The organism is Erysipelotrichaceae bacterium 66202529 (genome assembly GCA_017161075.1).
Lineage (GTDB): Bacteria > Bacillota_I > Bacilli_A > Erysipelotrichales > Erysipelotrichaceae > Clostridium_AQ.
The window spans coordinates 3992339-4017217 of record CP046174.1 but is presented as its reverse complement, the minus strand read 5'-3'; the positions used below and the strand labels follow the sequence as shown (position 1 = coordinate 4017217).

The 24879-nt window shown below is 42.0% G+C and carries 22 protein-coding genes and 3 rRNA genes; 10 read left to right on the top strand and 15 right to left on the bottom strand.

Annotation, left to right across the window (positions count from 1 at the left end; genetic code table 11):
* Positions 1-76: 76 nt before the first annotated feature.
* From GKZ87_19005 to GKZ87_18995, 3 genes are all read right to left on the bottom strand, one after another.
* Positions 77-1030, bottom strand: coding sequence for an HNH endonuclease (locus GKZ87_19005; GenBank protein QSI27432.1), 954 nt, complete (start codon positions 1028-1030; stop codon positions 77-79).
* The gene (locus tag GKZ87_19000; protein ID QSI27431.1) at positions 1023-1364 is read right to left on the bottom strand and encodes a phosphoribosyl-ATP pyrophosphohydrolase; all 342 of its coding nucleotides are present in this window, start codon (positions 1362-1364) and stop codon (positions 1023-1025) included. Before GKZ87_19000 ends, GKZ87_19005 begins: the two co-directional genes overlap by 8 nt.
* A gap of 115 nt (positions 1365-1479) precedes the next feature.
* A complete protein-coding gene (locus tag GKZ87_18995) occupies positions 1480-1794 on the bottom strand; it encodes a hypothetical protein (protein ID QSI27430.1) in 315 nt (104 codons plus the stop codon).
* Positions 1795-1931: 137 nt separating this feature from the next.
* Between GKZ87_18995 and GKZ87_18990 the strand changes: the two genes are divergently transcribed.
* Positions 1932-2318, top strand: coding sequence for an NUDIX domain-containing protein (locus GKZ87_18990; GenBank protein QSI27429.1), 387 nt, complete (start codon positions 1932-1934; stop codon positions 2316-2318).
* Positions 2319-2323: 5 nt separating this feature from the next.
* On the opposite strand, the gene GKZ87_18985 is transcribed toward GKZ87_18990, so the two are convergent.
* Both GKZ87_18985 and GKZ87_18980 read right to left on the bottom strand, forming a co-directional pair.
* Positions 2324-3298, bottom strand: coding sequence for an HNH endonuclease (locus tag GKZ87_18985; protein ID QSI27428.1), 975 nt, complete (start codon positions 3296-3298; stop codon positions 2324-2326).
* Position 3299: 1 nt separating this feature from the next.
* Complete coding sequence (locus GKZ87_18980; protein QSI27427.1) at positions 3300-3524, bottom strand: helix-turn-helix domain-containing protein; 225 nt, start codon at positions 3522-3524, stop codon at positions 3300-3302.
* 1119 nt (positions 3525-4643) lie between these two features.
* Between GKZ87_18980 and GKZ87_18975 the strand changes: the two genes are divergently transcribed.
* From GKZ87_18975 to rrf, 4 genes are all read left to right on the top strand, one after another.
* The gene (locus GKZ87_18975; GenBank protein QSI28018.1) at positions 4644-5927 is read left to right on the top strand and encodes a DUF2399 domain-containing protein; all 1284 of its coding nucleotides are present in this window, start codon (positions 4644-4646) and stop codon (positions 5925-5927) included.
* 311 nt (positions 5928-6238) lie between these two features.
* Positions 6239-7780, top strand: a 16S ribosomal RNA gene (locus GKZ87_18970).
* Positions 7781-8015: 235 nt separating this feature from the next.
* Positions 8016-10924, top strand: a 23S ribosomal RNA gene (locus tag GKZ87_18965).
* A 50-nt stretch (positions 10925-10974) separates the two neighbouring features.
* Positions 10975-11088: ribosomal RNA gene (gene rrf / locus GKZ87_18960) — 5S ribosomal RNA — on the top strand.
* Together the 16S, 23S and 5S rRNA genes form the textbook arrangement of a ribosomal RNA operon.
* A 1059-nt stretch (positions 11089-12147) precedes the next feature.
* Here rrf and GKZ87_18955 read toward each other — a convergent pair.
* The 8 genes from GKZ87_18955 to GKZ87_18920 all read right to left on the bottom strand — a co-directional run bounded on the left by GKZ87_18955 (position 12148) and on the right by GKZ87_18920 (position 18350).
* On the bottom strand, positions 12148-14190 hold the full coding sequence (locus tag GKZ87_18955) for an FtsX-like permease family protein (GenBank protein ID QSI27426.1): 2043 nt from the start codon (positions 14188-14190) through the stop codon (positions 12148-12150).
* Entirely contained in the window at positions 14180-14947 is a 768-nt protein-coding gene (locus tag GKZ87_18950; protein QSI27425.1) for an ATP-binding cassette domain-containing protein, read from the bottom strand. Before GKZ87_18950 ends, GKZ87_18955 begins: the two co-directional genes overlap by 11 nt.
* Positions 14944-15150, bottom strand: coding sequence for a hypothetical protein (locus GKZ87_18945; GenBank protein ID QSI27424.1), 207 nt, complete (start codon positions 15148-15150; stop codon positions 14944-14946). Before GKZ87_18945 ends, GKZ87_18950 begins: the two co-directional genes overlap by 4 nt.
* 158 nt (positions 15151-15308) lie before the next feature.
* Positions 15309-16322: a sensor histidine kinase gene (locus GKZ87_18940; GenBank protein ID QSI27423.1), complete on the bottom strand. Its 1014-nt coding sequence runs from the start codon at positions 16320-16322 to the stop codon at positions 15309-15311.
* On the bottom strand, positions 16312-16986 hold the full coding sequence (locus GKZ87_18935; protein QSI27422.1) for a response regulator: 675 nt from the start codon (positions 16984-16986) through the stop codon (positions 16312-16314). The genes GKZ87_18940 and GKZ87_18935 overlap by 11 nt, the downstream gene beginning before the upstream one ends.
* An 81-nt stretch (positions 16987-17067) precedes the next feature.
* Positions 17068-17286, bottom strand: coding sequence for a hypothetical protein (locus GKZ87_18930; GenBank protein QSI27421.1), 219 nt, complete (start codon positions 17284-17286; stop codon positions 17068-17070).
* A gap of 44 nt (positions 17287-17330) precedes the next feature.
* Positions 17331-17570, bottom strand: a complete 240-nt coding sequence (locus GKZ87_18925; protein QSI27420.1) for a hypothetical protein — start codon at positions 17568-17570, stop codon at positions 17331-17333.
* Between the two features lie 195 nt (positions 17571-17765).
* Positions 17766-18350, bottom strand: coding sequence for a helix-turn-helix domain-containing protein (locus GKZ87_18920; protein ID QSI27419.1), 585 nt, complete (start codon positions 18348-18350; stop codon positions 17766-17768).
* Between the two features lie 148 nt (positions 18351-18498).
* Here GKZ87_18920 and GKZ87_18915 point away from each other — a divergent pair, with 148 nt between their 5' ends.
* From GKZ87_18915 to GKZ87_18905, 3 genes are read left to right on the top strand one after another with little or no spacing between them, the layout of a single operon-like run.
* On the top strand, positions 18499-19749 hold the full coding sequence (locus GKZ87_18915; GenBank protein QSI27418.1) for a DNA polymerase IV: 1251 nt from the start codon (positions 18499-18501) through the stop codon (positions 19747-19749).
* 8 nt (positions 19750-19757) lie between these two features.
* Positions 19758-20024: a hypothetical protein gene (locus tag GKZ87_18910; protein QSI27417.1), complete on the top strand. Its 267-nt coding sequence runs from the start codon at positions 19758-19760 to the stop codon at positions 20022-20024.
* Positions 20025-20073: 49 nt separating this feature from the next.
* Positions 20074-20451, top strand: coding sequence for a VOC family protein (locus GKZ87_18905; GenBank protein ID QSI27416.1), 378 nt, complete (start codon positions 20074-20076; stop codon positions 20449-20451).
* Positions 20452-20530: 79 nt separating this feature from the next.
* Here GKZ87_18905 and GKZ87_18900 read toward each other — a convergent pair whose 3' ends face one another.
* Positions 20531-20713 (bottom strand): hypothetical protein, encoded by a 183-nt coding sequence (locus GKZ87_18900; protein ID QSI27415.1) that lies wholly within the window; start codon positions 20711-20713, stop codon positions 20531-20533.
* Between the two features lie 165 nt (positions 20714-20878).
* Between GKZ87_18900 and GKZ87_18895 the strand changes: the two genes are divergently transcribed.
* Entirely contained in the window at positions 20879-22810 is a 1932-nt protein-coding gene (locus tag GKZ87_18895; GenBank protein ID QSI27414.1) for an AAA family ATPase, read from the top strand.
* 330 nt (positions 22811-23140) lie between these two features.
* The gene (locus GKZ87_18890) at positions 23141-23383 is read left to right on the top strand and encodes a hypothetical protein (GenBank protein QSI27413.1); all 243 of its coding nucleotides are present in this window, start codon (positions 23141-23143) and stop codon (positions 23381-23383) included.
* Between the two features lie 295 nt (positions 23384-23678).
* Here GKZ87_18890 and GKZ87_18885 read toward each other — a convergent pair whose 3' ends face one another.
* Positions 23679-24767: a substrate-binding domain-containing protein gene (locus GKZ87_18885; protein QSI27412.1), complete on the bottom strand. Its 1089-nt coding sequence runs from the start codon at positions 24765-24767 to the stop codon at positions 23679-23681.
* Positions 24768-24879 lie beyond the last annotated feature (112 nt).

Below are 24879 nucleotides of genomic sequence, written 5' to 3'. Positions count from 1 at the left end.
GTATATGTCCATCATGTCGTTATTCATAAACAGATAATTTATATTTGATTAGTATGCAAACTATAATATTCGTTACTTATATTTTCATATTCATGTAGAATTTGTCAACATAGTTATGTTCCACTGCTAGTTTTAATGCATCTTTTAGAGCTGGATCTTTTATAATATTAACAAGCTTTTTATTTCTATCATTAAGCCGTTTGATAGTAGCTTCATCCGGAATTGAATTGCTCTTGCGGGAATTATGGCTTTTGGAGGTAAGGACAAGGTTCCAAAGGTCATCGCTGTATAGGAAAGACCATGGCAGGACATGATCTACAGAGATATCTTCTTTTTTTAGAATTTCTCCAGTATAGAAATCTACGGGGCAATCCTCGTCTTTATAGCTCAATAGAATATCACGAAATTTTGCTAGGTTTTTCCTTCTCAATTTATTATCTGAAATTCCTTTCACCTTTAATGCAATTTTAGGACTAGTGTTGAATCGCTCCAGCAGCTGTGCCCAGCGATAATTCAATAATTGAGATAATACAAAGGCATAGTCTTTTAGCTCTATAACCTGCTGCTTCGTGAAAACTACTGTTTTTTGTTTCAAATTCAAATCATAGATCGGATAATCATGTGTTTTGCAACGCTTAAAGCGCCAGGAAACATTCTCTTTAAGTGTATTGGAGGAGCGTCGTATGATGCTCTTGTAGAAATCTAAATCTGATTTAAGAACAGATTCTGCATAGTCAAACCAGACTGGTATAGTAGACTCTTGTTTTGTAGTATAATAATGTATGCATTCTTGCGTTAGCTGTACAATAACAGGTATTTTTGTAGGTCCTTGCTTAAGCTTAAAGAAAAATACCTGATTCCAGTAATATTTTAGCATGCACCTGGATATTTCATCAAAAGAAATCGTAAGATCATCACTTGGTGCATAAAGAATGCATTCTAGTAGCGCTCTACCCCAGGCTAGCTTATAGGTGTTGTCATTATTCATATTTTCAATGATGTCCAGCCATTGCCTTATGTAATCACTCATTGTCTGTTACCTCTACATATTCCAGAAATAAATGCTTAGTAAATGTACCGTTCTGATGCGCTTTTGTAATTCTTGCATCTTCTATTTCTGCAGATGTTATTTGAAGGGAAGCTTTTAAGGCGTGCATAACCTCAAGTAGATCAGCTAGCTCTAGGATGATTTCCTTTTTTGTTGAGGCTTCCTGCACCTCCTGAGCTTCTTCAATGAGTTTTTTCTTTAATTGCTCAATGTAAGCTGTATCGTGGAGTATAGATACTTTGCATCGTTTATTATCCTTTTGGATGATTTGCGGAATATGATCACGTACTAATTTATTATGGATAATTGTTTTCATATGTACAGTACCTCCTTTACTTTTCTATTATACTAGATTTTCAAGGATAAAGGTTTAAATGTAAAATAAAAGTATGAATGTGTCAGTTATTATGCCATTCATACTATATATGTATCTAAAGCATTGATACAGCGTCTTCGAATTCCTTCATAATATTATGGTGTGCCAGAAATTCATATAGTTCTTCATCAGTCAAATCCTTTTCATATTCATCGATTACATTGCATACAGTATCGCTTAATGGATATGGCTCACCGCTTTGGGTGCGGATAAAGTGAAGATGCCAGGTGTCATTAACAACGGTAAGTGTGATGGAAGCTGTATCTTCGCCCATGTCACCCCAGATGGGTTTGGTGAAAATGTCGGTGAAAAATGCGTAATTGGTAATGATAAATTTATTTTTAAAATCGTTGATTATTTGTGTCGTCATATAGTCCCTTCCTTTATTTCTTTATCATTTTAGCATTATTTAAACTTAAGTACAAATGTTGTGGATAGTGTAGTGCTTTGCTTAAGAAGATTGTATTTCAATACTCAATTTGATATGATACGTTCAGGTGATGTACTATGAAAAAAGTAAATGTTGTAGCCGCAATCATAAAGAAGGATGACCTATATCTAATTGCTCAGCGTTTAAAAGGTGATTTTGCTGGGCTTTGGGAATTTCCTGGAGGTAAGATCGAAGAAGGAGAGTTACCTGTTCAAGCCTTAAAACGGGAAATAAGAGAGGAATTGAACATAGAAATTTATAATGAAACGTATTTTGTGACTATCCAGTATGATTACCCTACATTTCATTTAAACATGGCATGTTATATTTGTGAAATAAAAAAAGAACCTTTCCATTTATACGATCATTCAGCTATTCAATGGCTACGTATAGATGAAGAAAAAATAAAAAGCATCGACTGGGTACCAGCGGATGCTTTAGTTATCGAACAGCTAATGAAATAATTATGTTAGAAATAGTATTCATTAAATATTTCTAACATTTTTTGCTTATTGAAACCTACTTTTGCAAAATCTGTTTTTCGCTTGTGATAGATACTCCAAAATACTGCTTCTTTAGATGGCCGATCGCCATAATGTATTTGCGCGTGACATAAAGGGCAAAGGCATACAAGGTTGAATAAGTCATCCAACCAAAGGTCGGGAAAATCCTTCTGTGCCTTCATAGGTATTAAATGATGACATTCCATATACTGATGTAATCCAGTGGTGTTTGAGAAGGTTTCATGATCCTTGCTTATTTCACATTGATAATTATGATTTTCTAAGCATGTTGCTTTGAAATGCGGGTCTGTTGCTACTCTATTATGCACTGTTGTATTTTCACAAGGCTTTTTGTGTTTGCGTTGTTCAGCAATTTCATCTAGCTGTTTCTTATTATAGCCTTTAGTTTTTCCTATGTGGATGTCTTGGAATTGCTTCTCATCTTCAGCGGTTTCTTCGAAATCAAGAAAATCTTCTTTGCCTATCTTTTGCACGACATCCATTTTAATAGGCGTTGTATTCACTAGATCGAATAGATAATCAAATTGTCCCTTACTTAATGAAAATAAGTATCCTTCGTTTACACGAAGACCTTTGTTAAAAGCACCTTTACTTGCTTGCAAATATAATAATTGCCGAATATGTTCAGAATACTTGATTGTAGGTTCAATTTTGTAATAATCAACATCTACCTTACGTCCAGATGTATCCCAGTCCTCTGTAGGAAATGGATTATCAAAATCATAACATGCTCCTCTTGCTATGCCATAGTATGATAGATACCCACCTTTATTACTGAAAATGATGTCTCCCTTTTCAATTTTTAACATGGCATCCCAATGCTGCTGTTTCCGACCTTTTTTATCTTTAGGTGCCCAAAGATAGCCTCCAGATATCTCTTCTTTTTGTGTACGGTTTTGATTAACAATAAAATATTTCATATCAGTTAAAGAACTCCTTTACATTCACTTCTAAAACTTCGGCTAGGATAAATAATGCGTCAAGTGAGAAACTCTTATTACAATTTGGTGCTTCTATCTTACTAATATAGCTTAGACTTAATCCTGATAACTCACTTAATTGCTCTTGGGTTAAATGTTTAGCTTTTCGTAGAGCTTTAATGTTTGAAGCAATTCGCTTATATTCTTCGAAATAATTTTCTTTCATTTTACTTTGTTAACATTTGTTCATGTTATCTCCTTGATTAAATTATAGAAGCATTAGGAAAATTCATCCTTTCACTTATAGTGAACAAAGTATATCTGTAATAAGTAGGGATGAGAAAAGCTGCTCATATGATCTAAATTACTTTAGGAATAGCTTTTCGTATTTATTCATATATCATCCTCGATCAGCATCTGCATAGATTCCATCCCTTATGATTACGATGAGAACTAGGCGTGTGCAGATAGAATGACCTTTCTTTGTAAGTAAACGTTTTGTGGAAGATATATTAGATACTTGAAGTTATCAATACGTTGATATGTAGAAAAAATGTTTGAATGCTCTGAATTAAATGCAAAAGCTGTTTGTTCTGTGATAATGATAGTTTAACTGTTTTTTACCACAAATATGTTATCTCTTTCCAGTGAATTGTCATTTCACAGGCGATAAAGGATGCGCATTTGCAAGCATATAAGGTGTATTATGGAAACTATGTTCAGCAGGCGGAGACACATGTTCATATGTATGAAGAAACAGATGGGATGCCGGAAAAGAAAATTTATGATATCTCCAGACTTCATGGTATTAAGAAATTTATATTTATATCGATATTCGCTGTTGTGACGATTATGCAGCTTCGGCTTTTTTGTTATCCTCAATCTGATTGCTGGACTGATGAAGAAATTTCTGGCCTTGTATTTTGTTCTTATAGGAAGTATGGTTATAAGTGGACTTATGGGAGATACGATTCCATGTCTATCCATCAGTATCCTTACTATCATACTTATCTGCTTTGCGAATCTACGGAAATGGGATACGGATACTTTGAACGGTTTTTGAATATGCTATTGGACAACTTATATTATCGGCTTATGTAACTTAATCGTATGCCTGTTAGAATCTATGATAAAATAGGGTAGAAAGGCAGTGAAGGGGTTAGTATTATTTGATAAGCTGTTAAAGCCAATACTAAGCTTTCACCAGCTGATGCGCCAGATTATGAACTATGAAACTGGTTTGAATTCAATATCTTGTCACAGAAAACCGGAGAATGCTCGCTTTGTAACTATGACCCCATATGATTGGGATGGACATTTGGAATATATGAAAGGGGGACAGCTTATGATAGAAGAACAATTTGCACAGTATCTTATAGAGGAAAAAGGCTTTCATCGCATTGTAGAGCTTTGGATTCGCCAATATCAAAGGCTGCAGCATTTCGGTGGTAAGGTATGTATAACGGATCCTGAAGATGATGAGCGTGAGGCAATCGGCGCATTGCTTGGAAAGGATTACTGGGGAGTACGCGATATATCCATACCATATACTGTCTGGAAGAAGGGAATCGAGGAGAGCCGTTTTGCCGGAAGCGATTTTCTTCATGTCCTTGAAATATATAAGGGTGAAAAGATTCTGACGAACAAAGAATTGAAAAAATTAAAATCCCAAAAGGAACAAAAGGAAGCTGAAGCCTTATTGAAACGCTATGAAAATACAAAAGCCGGTGAATGGCTGTGCTGGATGCAGAAAACCAATCATAAAAGCTATGGGAATATCCGTCAGCTAATGAATAACGAAAAGCAGCAGACCGTGTACTATATCCTGGATGCAATCAATCAGCTGCCTGTCTGGAAACAGGAAATGAAAACGCTGGCGGTATTCGCTTCTTCCATATCGCAGGATCCTCATTTTTTCGATAAGGGTATAGAGAATACGCTGCTGCTTCAGGGAATCTGTTATATCTTTGAAGTGGAAGAACAGGATCTAAATCTGGCAGAGAAAAATAAACTGTATTATGATGCAGGATTATTAAAGGATGATTTATCCAACATATGCATGATTGCCCATCTCAATGGTATATATAAGGATGGGACAGCGCATACGGCGTGGGCGGCATTTTTCAACCTGTATGAAGCCTGGACGGTATCGCTTTATAATCTACAGCAGATCAATAGCATAGCAATAGATATACGTAAGGTTTATATCGTGGAAAATCCATCAGTATTCCGCTCCTTGTTTCTGGAAGGAAAACGGCTTGAGAAAGACCATATCGGTTTTGTTTGTACAAACGGCCAGTTGAACCTGTGTGGATATGTACTATTGGATTTGATCCAAAAGAGTGGAATTCCCATGTATTATGCCGGAGATTTTGATCCTGAGGGGATTTTAATTGCAGATAAATTGAAACAGCGGTATAAGGATAATCTTCATTTATGGAAAAGTAGCGTTGAAGAATATCGTGCAATACTATCTTCAAGCTCTATTAGTGAAAAACGTTTGTTGTCTTTGCAAAGCTGCAGGTCAGAAGAATTGCAGGCACTTTGCAGGGAGCTTGAACAGTATAAGTACAGCGGTTATCAGGAAGCGTTATTGCCGTTGTACCTTGAAGAAATAAGAAATGCTTAGGAATCGGGAGCTAACAATAAAAAGCTCCCTGTAATCATAAGTAAACAAAATGATTGTACATACAAACCACATTTCATTAGAAGTAAAAAAACATTAGAAATAAAAAAATGAAAAAAATGAAATTTATTGTTGACACAAGGAATGATTCGTTGTATTATATACGAGCGCTGATGAGAAACAGCGGCGCACGAAATAGAAATTTCGGTCTTTGAAAACTGAACAGGAAACGTCAATTATTTGAGAAAACAATATTCTCGGAATAACGATAACTAAAATGAAATTCAAACGCAAGTCATGCGTTAGAGCTAAATCAAATGGAGAGTTTGATCCTGGCTCAGGATGAACGCTGGCGGCATGCCTAATACATGCAAGTCGAACGAAGTCTCTAGGAAGCTTGCTTCCAAAGAGACTTAGTGGCGAACGGGTGAGTAACACGTAGGTAACCTGCCCATGTGTCTGGGATAACTGCTGGAAACGGTAGCTAAAACCGGATAGGTATACGGAGCGCATGCTCTGTATATTAAAGCACCCCTCAAGGTGTGAACATGGATGGACCTGCGGCGCATTAGCTAGTTGGTGAGGTAACGGCCCACCAAGGCGATGATGCGTAGCCGGCCTGAGAGGGTAAACGGCCACATTGGGACTGAGACACGGCCCAAACTCCTACGGGAGGCAGCAGTAGGGAATTTTCGTCAATGGGGGGAACCCTGAACGAGCAATGCCGCGTGAGTGAAGAAGGTCTTCGGATCGTAAAGCTCTGTTGTAAGTGAAGAACGGCTCATAGAGGAAATGCTATGGGAGTGACGGTAGCTTACCAGAAAGCCACGGCTAACTACGTGCCAGCAGCCGCGGTAATACGTAGGTGGCAAGCGTTATCCGGAATCATTGGGCGTAAAGGGTGCGTAGGTGGCGTACTAAGTCTGTAGTAAAAGGCAATGGCTCAACCATTGTAAGCTATGGAAACTGGTAGGCTAGAGTGCAGAAGAGGGCGATGGAATTCCATGTGTAGCGGTAAAATGCGTAGATATATGGAGGAACACCAGTGGCGAAGGCGGTCGCCTGGTCTGTAACTGACACTGAGGCACGAAAGCGTGGGGAGCAAATAGGATTAGATACCCTAGTAGTCCACGCCGTAAACGATGAGAACTAAGTGTTGGAGGAATTCAGTGCTGCAGTTAACGCAATAAGTTCTCCGCCTGGGGAGTATGCACGCAAGTGTGAAACTCAAAGGAATTGACGGGGGCCCGCACAAGCGGTGGAGTATGTGGTTTAATTCGAAGCAACGCGAAGAACCTTACCAGGCCTTGACATGGATGCAAAGGCTCTAGAGATAGAGAGATAAATATGGATCACACAGGTGGTGCATGGTTGTCGTCAGCTCGTGTCGTGAGATGTTGGGTTAAGTCCCGCAACGAGCGCAACCCTTGTCGCATGTTACCAGCATCAAGTTGGGGACTCATGCGAGACTGCCGGTGACAAACCGGAGGAAGGTGGGGATGACGTCAAATCATCATGCCCCTTATGGCCTGGGCTACACACGTACTACAATGGCGACCACAAAGAGCAGCGACTTGGTGACAAGAAGCGAATCTCATAAAGGTCGTCTCAGTTCGGATTGAAGTCTGCAACTCGACTTCATGAAGTCGGAATCGCTAGTAATCGCAGATCAGCATGCTGCGGTGAATACGTTCTCGGGCCTTGTACACACCGCCCGTCAAACCATGGGAGTCAGTAATACCCGAAGCCGGTGGCATAACCGTAAGGAGTGAGCCGTCGAAGGTAGGACCGATGACTGGGGTTAAGTCGTAACAAGGTATCCCTACGGGAACGTGGGGATGGATCACCTCCTTTCTAAGGAGAAAGTACAAAAGAAGTAAGATGGTTAAGGAACATTTCCTGTTCAGTTTTGGAAGGCTGAGACTTTCCAAACGAAAAAGAAGTCGATCTTTGAAAACTGAATAACAGAAGACATATGAAGGTCTATAACGAAAGTTGTAAACGAACATAGATATTCACGAGTAGAAAGTTAAACAAAACAGAAAACTCAAGCAAAAACCTAAGCAAGAAAAGAACGCTTAAACTTAATCGTGATTAAGTGAATAAGGGCGTACGGTGGATGCCTAGGCACTTGGAACTGAAGAAGGACGCAACAAACGGCGAAACGCGACGGGGAGTGGTACGTACACAAAGATCCGTCGATATCCGAATGGGGAAACCCGGCAGCAGTAGTGAGCTGTCACCGATGAGTGAATACATAGCTCATGCGGGAGGTACCCGGAGAACTGAAACATCTAAGTATCCGGAGGAAAAGAAAATAAGAATGATTCCGTAAGTAGCGGCGAGCGAACGCGGAGGAGCCCAAACCAGATCTTGATCTGGGGTTGTAGGACCACGATATGGCAAGAGCATGGCTAAGAGAACGGCATTGAAAGGCCGACCGGAGAGGGTGCAAGTCCCGTATCTGAAAGTCTAGCGAAGCCTAGTGGTATCCTGAGTACGGCGAGACACGAGAAATCTTGTCGGAAGCAGGCGGGACCATCCGTCAAGGCTAAATATACCCAAGTGACCGATAGTGGACCAGTACCGTGAGGGAAAGGTGAAAAGAACCGCGGGAGCGGAGTGAAATAGAACCTGAAACCGTATGCTTACAAGAAGTCAGAGCCCGTTAAAGGGTGATGGCGTGCCTTTTGTAGAATGAACCGGCGAGTTACGTTATCGTGCGAGGTTAAGTAGAAGATACGGAGCCGAAGCGAAAGCGAGTCTTAATAGGGCGGCAGTACGATGATGTAGACCCGAAACCGTGTGATCTAGCCATGACCAGGTTGAAGTTCAGGTGAAACTGAATGGAGGACCGAACCGACCCCCGTTGAAAAGTTGGCGGATGAGTTGTGGCTAGGGGAGAAATTCCAATCGAACACGGATATAGCTGGTTCTCCCCGAAATAGCTTTAGGGCTAGCGTCGAGGAAGAGTCGTATGGAGGTAGAGCACTGAATGTACGATGGCCCCATCCCGGGGTACTGAGTATAATCAAACTCCGAATGCCATACAGATATACTCGGCAGTCAGACTGTGGGTGATAAGGTCCATGGTCAAAAGGGAAACAGCCCAGACCGCCAGTTAAGGTCCCAAAATGTATGCTAAGTGGAAAAGGATGTGGGGATGCACAGACAACTAGGAGGTTGGCTCAGAAGCAGCCATCCTTGAAAGAGTGCGTAACAGCTCACTAGTCGAGTGACCCTGCGCCGAAAATGTACCGGGGCTAAGCATACTACCGAAGCTGCGGATTCAACTTCAGAGTTGAGTGGTAGGGGAGCGTTGCATGCACGTAGAAGCCATACCGTAAGGAGTGGTGGAGAGCATGGAAGAGAGAATGCCGGTGTGAGTAGCGAGATGTAGGTGAGAATCCTACACACCGATAGCCCAAGGATTCCAGGGGAAGGTTCGTCCGCCCTGGGTAAGTCGGGACCTAACGCGAGGCCGAAAGGCGTAGTGGATGGAAAACAGGCAGATATTCCTGTACCCGCGATGGAAATGAAGGAATGACGGAGAAGGCTAGTGTGAGCCACTAAATGGATTGTGGTCGAAGCATATAGCAGGCTGACAGTGAAATGCGTCAGCGGGATGTAAGATGTGACAGGTAAGGGAACGCCTTCGGGCAAGTACTGAAGCACATGATGCCAGCTTCCAAGAAAAGTTTCTAGTGATAATTCCATAGCGGCCCGTACCAAAACCGACACAGGTGGGCAAGGAGAGAATCCTGAGGTGAGCGAGAGAACTGTTGCCAAGGAACTCGGCAAAATGACTCCGTAAGTTAGCGATAAGGAGTGCTCTTGTAAAAGAGAGCCGCAGTGAAGAGGCCCAAGCGACTGTTTAACTAAAACACAGCTCTCTGCAAAGTCGCAAGACGAAGTATAGGGGGTGACGCCTGCCCGGTGCTGGAAGGTTAAGAGGATTTGTCATCCGAAAGGAGAAGCAATGAATTGAAGCCCCAGTGAACGGCGGCCGTAACTATAACGGTCCTAAGGTAGCGAAATTCCTTGTCAGGTAAGTTCTGACCCGCACGAAAGGCGTAACGATTTGGGCGCTGTCTCGGCAGCAGACTCGGTGAAATCTTAGTACCTGTGAAAATGCAGGTTACCCGCAACTAGACGGAAAGACCCCATGGAGCTTTACTGTAGCCTGATATTGAATTTTGATCAAAGATGTACAGGATAGGTGGGAGGCGAAGAGACGTGTACGCCAGTATACGAGGAGCCGATGTTGGGATACCACTCTTGTTTGATTGAAGTTCTAACCTGCACCCATAAGCTGGGTGAGGGACCGTGTCAGGTGGGCAGTTTGACTGGGGCGGTCGCCTCCTAAAGAGTAACGGAGGCGCCCAAAGGTACGCTCAGATTGGATGGAAATCAATCGACGAGTGCAAATGCAGAAGCGTGCTTGACTGTGAGACAGACAAGTCGAACAGGGACGAAAGTCGGGATTAGTGATCCGGCGGTGCCGAATGGAAGGGCCGTCGCTCAACGGATAAAAGCTACCCTGGGGATAACAGGCTGATCTCGCCCAAGAGTTCACATCGACGGCGAGGTTTGGCACCTCGATGTCGGCTCATCGCATCCTGGAGCTGAATTCGGTTCCAAGGGTTGGGCTGTCCGCCCATTAAAGCGGTACGCGAGCTGGGTTCAGAACGTCGTGAGACAGTTCGGTCCCTATCTGTTGTGGGCGTTGGAGATCTGAGGAGAGCTGTCCTTAGTACGAGAGGACCGGGATGGACCTACCGCTGGTGCACCAGTTGTTCCGCCAGGAGCATAGCTGGGTAGCTAAGTAGGGAAGGGATAAGCGCTGAAAGCATCTAAGCGCGAAGCCTACTCCAAGATGAGATCTCCCATTCGTCAAACGAAGTAAGACCCCTTGAAGACGACGAGGTAGATAGGTCAGAGATGGAAGTGTAGCGATACATGGAGTTGACTGATACTAATAGGTCGAGGACTTAATCACAAAGAAACAAGTCAACTGTTATTCAGTTTTGAGGGAACGACCTCAAAGAGATCTGGTGGCGATAGCGATGTGGACACACCTGTACTCATCCCGAACACAGAAGTTAAGCATATCAGCGGCGACAATATCTGGACGAGCTCCAGTGAAGATAGCACGCTGCCAGGTAAAGTGACTCATCTTTGGATGGGTCTTTTTTTAGTTTCTGGAGCACATGATATTGATTATAGAGTATGATGTTGATTGTAGGATATGACATCGGTTATAAAGCGTGAGGCCTGTTTTAAGATACTATGCCACAGCCTTGTGCCTTCCATTATGCTGGGCGGATAGTAGGCTACATTACATAATAATCCTATAATGATGCTATAAGATTATAGCTGTTGCTTTGTATGATTCTTATTTTACGCTTTGAGATAGATTTGGTTATTATGATAAGATGTGAATCATTTTATAAATTGCGTTAAATTATTAAGGGTGGATGGCAGTACGTATTTTATTAAATTGCTTTATCTTGAATTCTGTTTGATCTAAAATTTTATACATCCAATAGCATGATAGCGTGAGAATAAGACCATACACTCCCCCAGGTTAGCTTAACAGATGTCAATGCAATTCGAAAGATATAAGGTCTATTCATTTCCTAGTATTATCGAAATGCTAAAACCTTACTACTGAAATACATATAATTAAAAAGACCTTTATTCCTATGCTTGATTGATCTACTGGGGATCCTGCTCATTCCTTTTCTCTTACTTAAAAAAGGGAAGGAGGATACATATATGAGGTAACAATGATTGTGTATCGTATATCATTTTTTCTTAAATTATTTGAATCATGCTTAATAATCGAAAGATTATCATAACCCGTTCTTTCATATCTTTTTATGTAATAAATCTATCCTATAGATCAAAGCCGTTAAATCCTCCAATCATATGCCTTTTCTTAACCTTGTATTTTATTATATAAAGCTTATCATGTCCTTTTCCTGATGTCTGTTTCTTTTAATGGAAGCTTAGTCATAATCTGCTGTAACCTTTGTATCTTTTTAATGCATATAAGCGATTTTAATAAGTAGGCGATCTTAATAAGTAGAAAGAAATCTTAATAAGTAATAATTAAGAACTGACCCTCCTTTATAATATTTGGTGATTCGCGGGAGCTTCCTATAATCAAATCGCTGGCCTGTGTAAAAAAGCTCTGTTTTTTTACGACAGAGCTTTTTGCTTAGGATTTTAATATATTTTTATAACCAGCATAGGTTACCAAGAAATAAGAACCATAGATCACTAGAATGATTGCGGCAGTAAACATTGAGGATGTCATGATATCCCCGCGTCCAAACATAATTACCAGTGTATTCACCATCTTGATTCCGACAATGCTGTGAACAATGGCAAGTGCCAGAGGCATCATGAAGTAAATAGCAATTTGTAATAATATTGAGCGATTGATCATTCGCTGCTCAGTTCCTATTTTATTCAGGATGAGATAGCGCTTTTTATTATCATTCGCTTGAGACAGCTGCTGCAGTGCGAGAATAACAGCACTGGCAATCATAAAGACTGTACCTAAATAAATTCCTATATACGTGAATGTTACTGCCATTCCCTTATTCATATCATATACATCCTGCTTAGAGGCACGCATATAAGCAGGGAATTGCTGCTCATTCGGATGATTTTCGACTAGCGTGCTAATCTGCTTTTCAATATACGAATCAAACCTTTCACAGTTGATTTTACTTGTCAGGTCAATATTCCAGTATATTTCGTTAATTTCTGCTTGCTTGGGAATCAATGCATCCGGTACAACGATTGCCATTAGATAACCGTTCATGCTGCTGTTGGTTCCTAATGAAAAGGAGTCATAGGAATCGTTTGCAATGCGCACCTTATTACCAAATACGGTAACCTCCGGTTTCGCATCCAATATTTCATTCACAGCAGTGGATATTGTTTCCACACTAGTATACAGATAGATTTCATTATTTTTGAGCTGAATGGTATCATAACCAAGACGCTTGCGAACCGTATTGTAAGAGGATAGGGGTATTGCGACAACAGCTTCCTTGGTATAGCTTTTAATCAACTGGCGGCCTGTGCTGTCTGAGACAGCAGCGATTAGCTTCTTATCGTCAACCGTTAACTCTGGTGTATAGGTTGTTATGAAGCTTTGTGATTTGATATAGGAAGGATTCAACTGTAAACGTGCTGCTGCATCCTGAAGCGGAATATCCTCCTCATTCCTTTTTGAACCATTCGGATAATAGCCGTACTGTGCTATGAGGGTGTAATCATACGGTGTATTGTTTTTAATTGATTTATTCATAGTGTTATTCAGACTCAGCCCTGTGGAAAGGGAGCCGATGCTTAACAGCAGCATAATACATACAATGCTCATGGAAATGAAATTTGTATTGATATTGGAATTGATCTGCCGCAGAATGAAGCAGTTCAGATTCTTGAAATAGATTCCCTTACTTGATTTTACAACAGTCAGAAGGAAGCCCGCCAGTGACAGGAAGAAAAGAACTGTACCGATGCTTCCCACCAGAATAATGGAGCCGAGCGAATTAAATGCCATAATTCCATTATCAAGCGCCTGATAATATGCCCATCCCAGACATGCGATGGATATTACAAACAGAAGCAGTGACATCCAGACCTTTTTTATTTTCAAATCATCATTTCTTCTGTCTGCATTTAACAGGTCAATCAGCTTGTAACGGTTCAATACCATCGTATTGAATATCATTGTGATGAAGAAAATCATGGAGAATGAGAATACGGTCATGATAGTTGCGGATGGAGAAAAGACAAAGTGGTAGTCCAGTGGAACTGCGAACAGATTTGCCGTTACTGCGGTTAATACCTGAGAAACAATCAAGCCCAGTACCATTCCGGATATCAGAGAAACAATTCCGATCGTCAATGTTTCATATACAAGAATCCTGGAAATCTTGCCTCGCGGCATCCCCAGCATCGTATACAGTCCAAGCTCCTTTTTCCTTCTTCGAATAAGAAAGTTATTAGCATACAAAATCAAAAAAGCAAGGACAACCGCGACAAAGATGGAGACAAGCCGCATTAACAGACTTAACTGATCTACAATCATAAGCTGAGATGAGTTCAGCTTCATGACAGCCTGCTGTGATTGAAAGGAGTTAAAGGTATAGAATAGACATACGGAGAAGGTCAATGTCAGAAAGTAAACAAGAAAGTCCTTAAAGCTCTTTTTGACATTGCGCAGGGCTAGTTTAAAGTACATTGCTCGTGTCACCTCCCAGCAGGGTCACAACCTCCATGATCTGATTGAAGAAATCCTTACGTGAGCTTTCTCCACGGATAATCTCATTGAAGATTTTTCCATCCTTGATAAACAGAATACGGTGTGCATAGGATGCGGTAAAGGCATCGTGGGTGACCATCATAATGGTGGCATTGTATTCTTCATTCAGGCGCTCCATGGAATCCAGAAGCATGCGGCTGGATTTGGAATCCAAAGCACCGGTTGGTTCATCCGCAAGAATCAGACTCGGATTTGTAATCAGGGCTCTGGCTGATGCGACACGCTGCTTCTGACCACCGGACATCTGATAAGGATATTTCTGCAGCACATCCGTGATATCGAGCTTCTTCGCAACATTCTCAATACGTTTTCCGATCTGTGCCGGTTTTACCTTTTGTATGGTTAAGGCAAGCGCAATGTTTTCATAAGCCGTCAGGGTATCCAGCAAATTGAAATCCTGGAAGATAAAACCAAGCTCCTTCCGGCGAAAGCTGCTTAGATCATTTTTCTTTAGTCGGGTAATATCATTCCCGTTAATATAAATATGACCGCTTGTGACATTATCGATGGTGGAAATACAGTTTAACAGGGTCGTCTTTCCTGAACCGCTTGGTCCCATAACGCCGACGAATTCGCCTTCATCCACAGAAAAGCTGATATTATCCACAGCCTTTGTGATATTGCTTCGATTTCCGTAATACTTTTCAATATTTTCTACAGTTAATATGGTTTTCATAAAATTCCTCCTCTGTTTGTTTTATCTTTCATACGTTCACTGATATTGGACAGCTTTAACAGCAGGATGCTTACCAGAAACAGTATCAGCATACAGCTGTATATACCCTCGCTGAGAAAGGCAGGAAAGAGTAGATTGATGATAAGCAGTATTCCCATCAGTGCAATTCCGATTTCAAATGCATAGGCCCATATCCGTTTCATGGGATCACCTCCTGTATACCTGTATTGTACAGGAGCTGTTGTATATGCGCCATGGATAACAATTACATTATACTTACAAACTTGTAAGTTAGCACGTAAGAAAAGCAGGGGACATCCCTGCTTTACCGTTAAGGTTAATAGGCTTGTTGAAACGACTTCTATTTCAGCAGCATTAGCTTGGAAATCGGAAAGTCAAGTGTGATTGTAGTTCCCTGACCCAGGATACTGTCCGCATGAATCCCCAGATACAGCTTTTTACACAAGGTTTTGCACAGATACAGCCCCATCCCGGTTGCCTTTTCATTTAATCTGCCATTTGTTCCTGTAAAGCCCTTATCAAAAATTCTTCCCAGTTCACTGGAGGATATACCACTTCCATTATCCTGTATGTGCAGTGATACAGCATTATCACCCGTTGTAGTCCAGATATGAATTTCTCCTGTTTCCTTCGGTGTATATTTCAAAGCATTTGTTATGATCTGGTCGAGTATAAATTCCAGCCACTTGCTGTCACTGAATATAAACATATCCAAATCATCAAGCTGTAGTTTGATTTTTTGATAGATAAAGCTTTTAGAATGCTTCCGGATCACTTTGGTTACGCAGTCCTGAAGATTCAGCTCCTTGATAATATAATCCTTTTCCGGGGTTGTGCTGCGCGCATAAAACAATGCCTGTTCGACAAAGCCTTCCACTTTTTCTATCTCCTCCTGAAGACTCTTTGTTACCTCATTGAGGTTATTGGAGATAATCAGCTTGCTGGCAGCGAGCGGTGCCTTGATTTCATGAACCCACATTTCAATATAATCCTTGTATTCATTTTGAGAAATACGATAACGGTTTACATTATCCGCCATGGATTTATCTACAATGCGCAGCGTTTCATACAAAATCTTACCATCCATAAACAGCGGTTCATCCATGATTTCGGTAAGCAAATATTTCTGATCCAGGCCGTCCAGTGTCTGCTCCAGCCGGTGATAGTAGGTGGAACGCCGCAGATATTCAATTATCAGACTGGCAAGCACCATCCCCCATTGCAGCAGGGAGATGATAAGAATGACCTGTCCGTTTACCTGAATGGCATACAGAAACAGGATTGTGATAATGCTTGTCAGAAAGGAAATCATGATCAGATACAGCTTTTCGCGTATAAATTCACTAGTCCTCATATATGATGTATCCCATACCGCGCTTTGTCTGAATCAAATCATCCAGGCGCAGATATTCCAGCTTTTTGCGCAGCCGGTTGATATTGACTGTCAGAGTATTGTCATCCACAAATAAATCGCAGTCCCACATATGCTGCATCAGTTCATTTCGGGATACGATTTTGTTCTTGTTCTGAAACAGGCAGTGCATGATGCGCAGTTCATTTTTGGTTAGGTCGATGCTGTTTCCCTTCCACGTCAGCGTGCTTTTGGAAATATCCAGGGCAATATCATGAATCGTCAAAATATTACTGCTGGCATGCTCATAGGTTCTCTGCAAAACCCGTGCAATACGGGCAAGCAGAATCTGCAGATTATACGGCTTGGTCACAAAGTCATCGGCGCCAAGGTTCATACTGATCAGCTCATCCATATCGGAATCGCGGCTTGTCACGATAATGATCGGCATATCGCTGCTTTTGCGTACCTCACGGCATATAAAATGACCATCCACAACCGGAAGATTCAAATCGAGCAGCAGCAGATCCGGCTGTTCCCTATGAATGATATCCAGTGTATGCTCAAAATCATCTGTTCCAAGTGCTTCATAACCGTTTTTACTAAGAAAATCGCATAATTCAATTCTTATTTTTTCATTGTCTTCAATAATCATAATTCGATACATGACAGTTCACCTCTTTTATTTTCTTCTTATAGCTTACCATAAGCGAAAGAAAAAGGAAATCCGCTAATTGCGAATTTCCCGTCAGGCCGCATGCTCCTGTATGTGCAGATCCACTTCCAAAATCTCATAGGACTGTGGAGAAAGATGGTTAAGCAGCAGCTCTACTCTTGCCATTTCCTTCGTACGAAACAGTGCTGGCAGCATATCATCCATTTGTATACGCAGGGAGCTTCCCACTCCTGCCTGTGCATTGATACCGTGAAACCACCGGTTTGTTTTTTTACTGCGGATAGCGTACATAACGATGACCTCCTGTAGCTACAGGATTGCCAGGTTCTTCCTGTTTATACCTGATGACACCAGGAATCAATCTTTTTTCGGATTGTTTCAATCGTTGTATCCTCGCATTTCTGTCCGGTAATGTATTCATACAGATAGCGCCACTGTCCTAAGGAGAAGGATGTCTTGTCAATTTTATGCAAAAAGCTGAGACACTCTTTCAAATAAAAGGGATTCCTTAAATCAGATATATAATTCAGCTCACAATGCGTCTGTATATACTCCAGCAATTCATCTGTTTTCAATGAAATCCCTCCCTCTGTATTAAAAACTATACATTTCTGTATATATGCAATTCCTGCCATTTTTCAAGAAATAAAGCAGGAAATGCATGAAAAAAGGATGTTTAGAAGGGAAAAAACATCCATCTCATATAGTATGATATTATACACAAACCTACTCCACTAGTATGACATAATTTCCATTATTTTACAATATTTTTAGAAGCGTATTTTGGAATGCAGAACCTTGCCGATAATCTGCATTTGTCCTTCCTCTATCTCCTGCCTTGTAAAAACTCTCGGCTCCACAGTCGGATTTGTAGCCATCAGGATGACCGTATTCTCCTTTTTCAGTATTTTCTTGATGGTTACCTCGTTATACTCCAGCAGCACAACGGCGATAGCACCGCTCTCCACATTGCTGCAGCTTTTCACATATACCAGATCACCGTCATATATACGGGAGCCTGTCATGGAATCCCCCTGGACACGTAGATAATAATCCCCCTGTGCTGCCTCTTTACCGGTAACCTCCTCATATCCAAGCAGGTTTTCGTTCGCAAATAAATCATAACCGGCTTTGACATAACCGAGAATCGGCTTTACATTTCCCTGCAGACAGGCATTTACATCTATTCCAAACAGCTCGGAAAGCTTATCCAGACGTGCCTGAGAAACATTGCTCGATTCTCCGGATTCCCAGCGCTTGACAGTGGATTTCGATACCCCGGCATAATCACCGACACTTTCCAGACTCAGGTTGTCACGATGGCGGTAATAGGTTAAAAGCTCACTTAATTTCATTGCGGTATCCTCCTGCTTTCTATTATATCATAAAAAACCAGTAATTATAAAAATATGGAATAATAACACTTCCAATTTCTGGTATTGTTCCATAATGTATTGAAAAACGGAACGAATTGCATATAATAGGTGTGTGAGGTGATTCCCTATGCAAACAAAGGAACGTATTATTGTACACAGTGATATCAATCACTGTTATGCACAAATCGAGGAAATGAAGTATCCTGAGCTGCGGGATATTCCCATGGCGGTGGGGGGCAGCGAGGAAGAACGTCATGGAATCATACTGGCTAAAAATGATAAGGCAAAAGCCTTCCAGATCAAGACAGGGGAATCTCTGCGGGAGGCGCTGGCGAAATGTCCGCAGCTGCGTATTCTGAAGCCGGATTATGAGGAATACATGTATTATACGGAGAAGGTTAAGGATATTTACCGGGAATATACGGATCAGGTGGAATCGTTTGGCCTGGATGAGGCATGGATGGATTTGAGCGAATCAACAGCATTGTTTGGAGATGGAAGGTCGATTGCCCGCCGGATTCAAAACCGTGTGGCACATGAGCTGGGAATGAGCGTATCCATGGGAGTCAGCTATAATAAAATCTTTGCGAAAATCGGATCGGATATGGATAAGCACAGCGGTCTGGTAGAAATAACAAGACAGAATTACCGGGATGTTATCTGGCCGCTGCCTGTGAGTGATCTGTTTTATGTAGGAAGAGCTACAAAGCATAAGCTGGCGCATTATGCGATTGAAACGATTGGACAGCTTGCACAGCTTCCAAAGGGCTGGATGAAAGACCGCTTTGGAAAGATGGGAGAGCTGATCTGGTGGTTTGCGAATGGTGAGGATGTATCCGAGGTAGCTCTTATCTCACATCAGGACCCGGTGAAATCGGTAGGAAATGCGATCACAGCACCAAAGGATGTCTGTACCTATGAGGAGGCGAAGCTGGTTTATTATGTCCTAGTGGAATCCGTCGCTTCCCGTCTACGTGAACAGGGACTGCGCGGCAATGTGATTTCCATAACGCTGCGAAGCACAGAGCTTTCCTGGTTCAGCCGTCAAAGAAAGCTTACACAGGCGACCAATATCGCCGCGGAAATCATGCCGGTTGTTCTAACCCTATTACAGGAGAACTATGATTTTACCATACCGCTTCGCACCATCGGTGTCACTGTGAGCGGCATTGAAAAGGATACCGGATTTACCCAGCTGAATCTGTTTGTCAGTGAACAGGAGCGTCAGCGTCAGAGAAAACTGGAGGAAACCATGGATGCAGTCCGTGAGCGTTTCGGCTTTGCGAAAATACAGCGGTGCTCTATGCTGCAGGACAGACATCTGACGGACTTCAATCCGAAAGAGGATCATGTCGTACATCCGGTTGGATTCTTTTGAGGTAGTGTATGCAGAAGCTGCATGAACCAAGACCCCATCTGTATAAGCGGTATGTGGATGTTCTTACCATCATGGGGAAAAATGAAGTATTGAAGCCGGTGGCTGTATTATGGGATAACGGCGTGAAATATGAAATTGACAGAGTGCTGCAGATTCGTAAAAAGGCTTCCTCGGTAGGCGGCTGCGGGTTATGCTATGAATGTCTGATTCAGGGGCAGAAAAGAGATTTATATTTTGAACGGACACGCTGGTTTCTGGAAAGTACAAAGCCATAATCGTATGAAACAGGCAGAGAGCCGCATACTAACAGCGGAGGGATAAAAAATGATATCCAATTTAGCTAAAGTAACCGTATATGTAAACAGCAGCATTGAGGCAAAGAAATTCTGGACAGAGAATATGGGCTTTGTGATTCGTGAGGAACAGGCTATGGGTCCCGGAATGGTCTGGCTGGAAGCTGCGCCAAGCTATCACACACAAACTACGCTTGTTTTGTTTGAACGCTCCCGTATGGAGAACGCAAATCCGGATATATCCTGTGCCCATCCTTCCCTCATGTTTACCTGTGATGATATTGAGGAGGAGCACCGTCGTCTTTTACAGAACGGTGTCATTGCGGATGATATCCAAAGCTACCCTTATGGAAAGATGTTTAGCTTTTATGATCAGGATCACCAGGTATATCTGTTGCGGGAAGCATAAAGGACAGGAAAATACACCTGTCCTTTTTCCTTGCATTAGTTTCAAATAAAAACGCTTCCCTGATATATATCCCGTGCTGTTATTTTTTACGGCAGGGATCCTGACTGCGGCTCAGCAGCAGGATAACAGCAGCCACCAGCAGAACACTGCCGATTCCTAGAATCGGAAACAGCACAACACCGCCGATGATGGTAATACTGATGACGCTGACAGAGAGAATAACAGACGCTGTTTTCGGACTGGAGCGGACACGCCTTGCCATTTTTGTCACCTCCTTCTCTCTACTATATGATTTTCTGTCTGTATTCGTCGAATTGTTTTGCCCGTATCTGCTCAGGATGATGAAATATTGTGAAATAAAGTGGTTATACTAACAAAAGCAGCGTATGAAATTCATATGCTATAGAATGACGAGGATGGTGAAGATATGAAATATCGTTTAAATACACAGGTTTCCGCAATCCTGGATACAGCAAGAGAGGAAGCCAGGGAGATGGGCAACAATTATATCGGAAGTGAGCATCTTCTGCTTGCGATTCTGAAAGATACCGCAACACCGCTGTCACGGCTGTTATGTGCACAGGGAGTATATTATTTTCAGCTTAAAGAGGATTTAATGGTTCTTTTTGGTTTAAAGGATCAGGATGTGGAGGAGCTGCAGATTACACAGGTTGTGGATGATATCCTGGAGCGGGGAATGTCACTGTCTTCCAAGAAACAGAATACAGCAATGGACGTGGATTCATTAACCCTGGCATTATTGCAGACAAATAGCTGCGTTGCCACGGAGATACTGCATCGCTATGATGTGGACGAGGAGGTTGTGCTGCTGCAAATGGAGCATGGCAGTATGAGTGAGCTTGATAAAATCACAGAGCTTCGCAATCTGAATCTGTGCGGCGCAAATCAAGACATTGTAGGCAGAGACGATGAGCTGAATTTTATGATTTCCGTATTATCCCGTAAGGACAAGGCAAATCCTTTATTAATCGGAGAGCCGGGAGTTGGAAAAACAGCGCTTGTGGAAAAGCTGGCAGGTATGATACAGCAAAATCAGGTGCCTTCTCTAAAGGATGCCTGTATATATGAGCTGCATTTGAATTCTCTAGTGGCTGGTACGAAATATCGCGGTGATTTTGAGGAAAAACTGCAAAATATCATCCGTTTGCTGGAGAAGTATCCCAATGTCATTCTGTTTATTGATGAAATACATTTGATGATCGGCGCAGGAAAATCGGAGGGCTCAATAGATGTTTCCAGTGTCCTGAAGCCATATCTGGCAAGAGGAGTGATCAAGTGCATTGGTGCGACAACGATTGAGGAATACGAAATGTATATTGAAAAGGACCGGGCACTGGAGCGCCGTTTTCAGATTATTACCATACGGGAGCCAGATGTGGAAGATACTATCAAGATGCTGAAAGCAAAGAAAAAGGAATATGAGGATTTTCATAATGTGAAGATTCAGGAGAAGGTTCTGGAACAAATCGTGAAGTATTGTGCATATTATATGCCGCAGCGAAAGTTTCCAGATAAGGCAATCGATGTGCTGGATCTTGCCTGTGTGGGAGCGAAGCGAAGCAGTGAACGGATCGTGAGCGAGGATATGGTGCGTGATGTAATTGAAAAGCTGACGGATATCCCCCTGGCATCCCGTAACCGTCTGCAGGAGCTAAGGACGCATCTGGAGACAACGATGGTTGCGCAGAAGGATGTTATCCGCAAGCTGATGGGACAGCTGGAATGGATCGAGCAGGGAATCATTAGTGAGCGGCCGCTTGGGGTCTGGCTGTTTCTCGGAAATCAGGGCGTCGGGAAAAAGACGCTGACGCATCAGTTTAACCGTCTGTATTTCAACCAGGAGGATATGGTGGAGCTGGACATGGCAGCACTGGATCGTAATCTGGAGCATAATCTTTCCAAGCTGCGCAGAAATCCATATACCATTGTGAATGTTACCAATCTGCATATGGCAAATGAGGCGATGCTGCAGTTTTTAAAGCAGGGGATTGAACGCGGATATCTGGAACGGGATGTACAGAAAATTGATTTGCGGCATAGTATTATGATTATGAGCGGTGATTTTCCATGCTCTGCTCACAGTACTATGAAATTTCAGGAAACCAGTGATCCGCTGCTGCAGGTAAAGCATATGCTGGGAGAATCCTTTGCGTCATTGTTCGATGAGGTTTTTATCTTCCATGACCTGAATCAGGAGGATAAGGTTACGGTAATGAAGAATATGCTGAAGAAGTGGGAAAAAACGATGGAGGAAACTGCAATTCTGGAAGCGATTGAATCCAGTGCCACCTTGGATGAAGCCGCAAAGAAGCTGAAGAAAAAAATCGTACGTGTCTGATCAGCACATCATGCGTATACAATGAAATGGAAAGCAGCAGAATTTCTGTCCCCCTATAAAGAAAACGATGGAGCTTCCTATGGAATACACTCATTTTTATAAATAGGAAAAATAATTTGCATAGCCGGATTACTTGGTAAAGCAATGATTGGTTCTTTCAGTGGGAGTCCAGGATTTTGTGAATGTAAATGAATAAGGGCATGATGATAAAGTTATGCTCTTTTTTCGCATTTTCTTTGGTATAATAGCTATGATATATGGAAAGGAGCGGCAATATGGATTTTACAAAAAATCTGGAATGTAAAATTCCTAAATTTTATGGAGGCAGTCATGTCAGAAAATGAACAGCGCGACAAATACAATAGACGGTATTTTGAAGTAAATCTTCCACCCTATCTTGAAAAAGATATCAGGCAGCTTGTGGAAGCTAAAAACAGAGAGGATATATATTACGATAAATATATGGATGAAGTGTATGGCTCTATCAATTCAGCGCTATATTCAAATGAGATAACGAAGGAGCAGGCAGATTACTTACGGGATAAATATTATTTTAACCTGTTTGAATGGTAATTCTCTTTGCTGAACAAAACTATGGAATCCTTTCATGATGTCATGAGTGAAACAGTATATCGCTTTTCTATAATAAAAAGATGGCAATATCTGCACAGAACAGGTTCTTATGCATATTCAGGTGTAATAAAAAAGAGACTTTCGAATCCATTGAGCTGCAATAGATTTTGAAATCCCTTATGTTCAATTTCCATATTCGATTAGAGGACAGTGGCAGTATCGCTGTCTTTTTTTGTCCTGCAGCTTATATAAAGTAGTGGTATTCACATTTAGCCCGTGTCCTCACGGATTCCTGTCAGCTATTCTGACTGCGGCATTTTCCAGTCGATTTGCGTATAATCAATTCCGGCTCATATTCCAGGCGCAGGATATATTTATGTCCTTTGCTTCTGGTATCCTTATTGTTTTTCTTATAAATCATATCTACAGCCTCTTTGCCTTTCAGTATAGAGGCATGCTCAACGCTGGTTAGCGAAATATTCGGCATGGAGGATAAGTGGATATTATCAAAGCCAGCTACCGAGTAATCCTGTGGAATCCGGCATCCCTGATCCACAAGAGCCGCCATGACACCGAATGCAGTCATATCGTTGTTTCCTACAAAGGCTGTGGAGACTGTATGCTCTTGAAGGGCTTTTACTGCCAAGTCATAGCCGGTCATATACTCTGCGGATTCTGAGGGATAATGCGCATAGGTGGAAATGGAGGGGGTTTTTACCATGATATTGTTCTGGCTTTGTCCATAATCTTCAAACGCTGCCTTCAGGCCTTCTAACCGGTGCAGTCTGGATATTTCCTTTGCCTTGATGGGGGTGGATATAAAGGTAATGTGTGTGTGGCCGAGACGTACAAGATATTCCCCCATCAGATATCCGGTCTTTCTTCCATCTAGCTCTACGGAGTCAAAGGTGCTGCCCTTTGGCTTGTCACCGATGGACACAACAGGAATCTGCTTTGCCAATGCATTGGCTTTGGTAATATGTGTCGGCGGATACAGACAGACAGCACCTGCTAATTGCAGTCCTGCCAGCATATCGAAATAAAATTCCTCCTGTGCTGCATCCCGCATCGTCGTGACGGTGAATACGGAATAGCCGTACTCTCTGGCCTGTTCGGTAATGGAATGAATGAGGGTAGCGTAATAGCCGTTGGAAAGCAGCGGTGTCAATACCACGATTGTTTTATCCATGGGTGTGGATAAGGCAGTCTGCTTTTTTACCGGCTTCTGATATCCCAGCTTTTTTGCCGCAGTAAGCACAAGCTCGCGTGTTTCCGCTGAAAAGGATACGTTTTGTTTATTGCTGAGAATCATGGATACACTGGACTGTGATACACCTGTGTATTCCGCAATATCCCGTGTTGTGACCTTATTTCTTTTTCCCATGGCAGCCTCCTGAAATTTTTATGATTTATTTTGATTAACAGCAGATTAGTAATCAGATTTGTATATGATTACTAATATTATATCTTTGATTAACAGGAAAAGCAAGCAGACA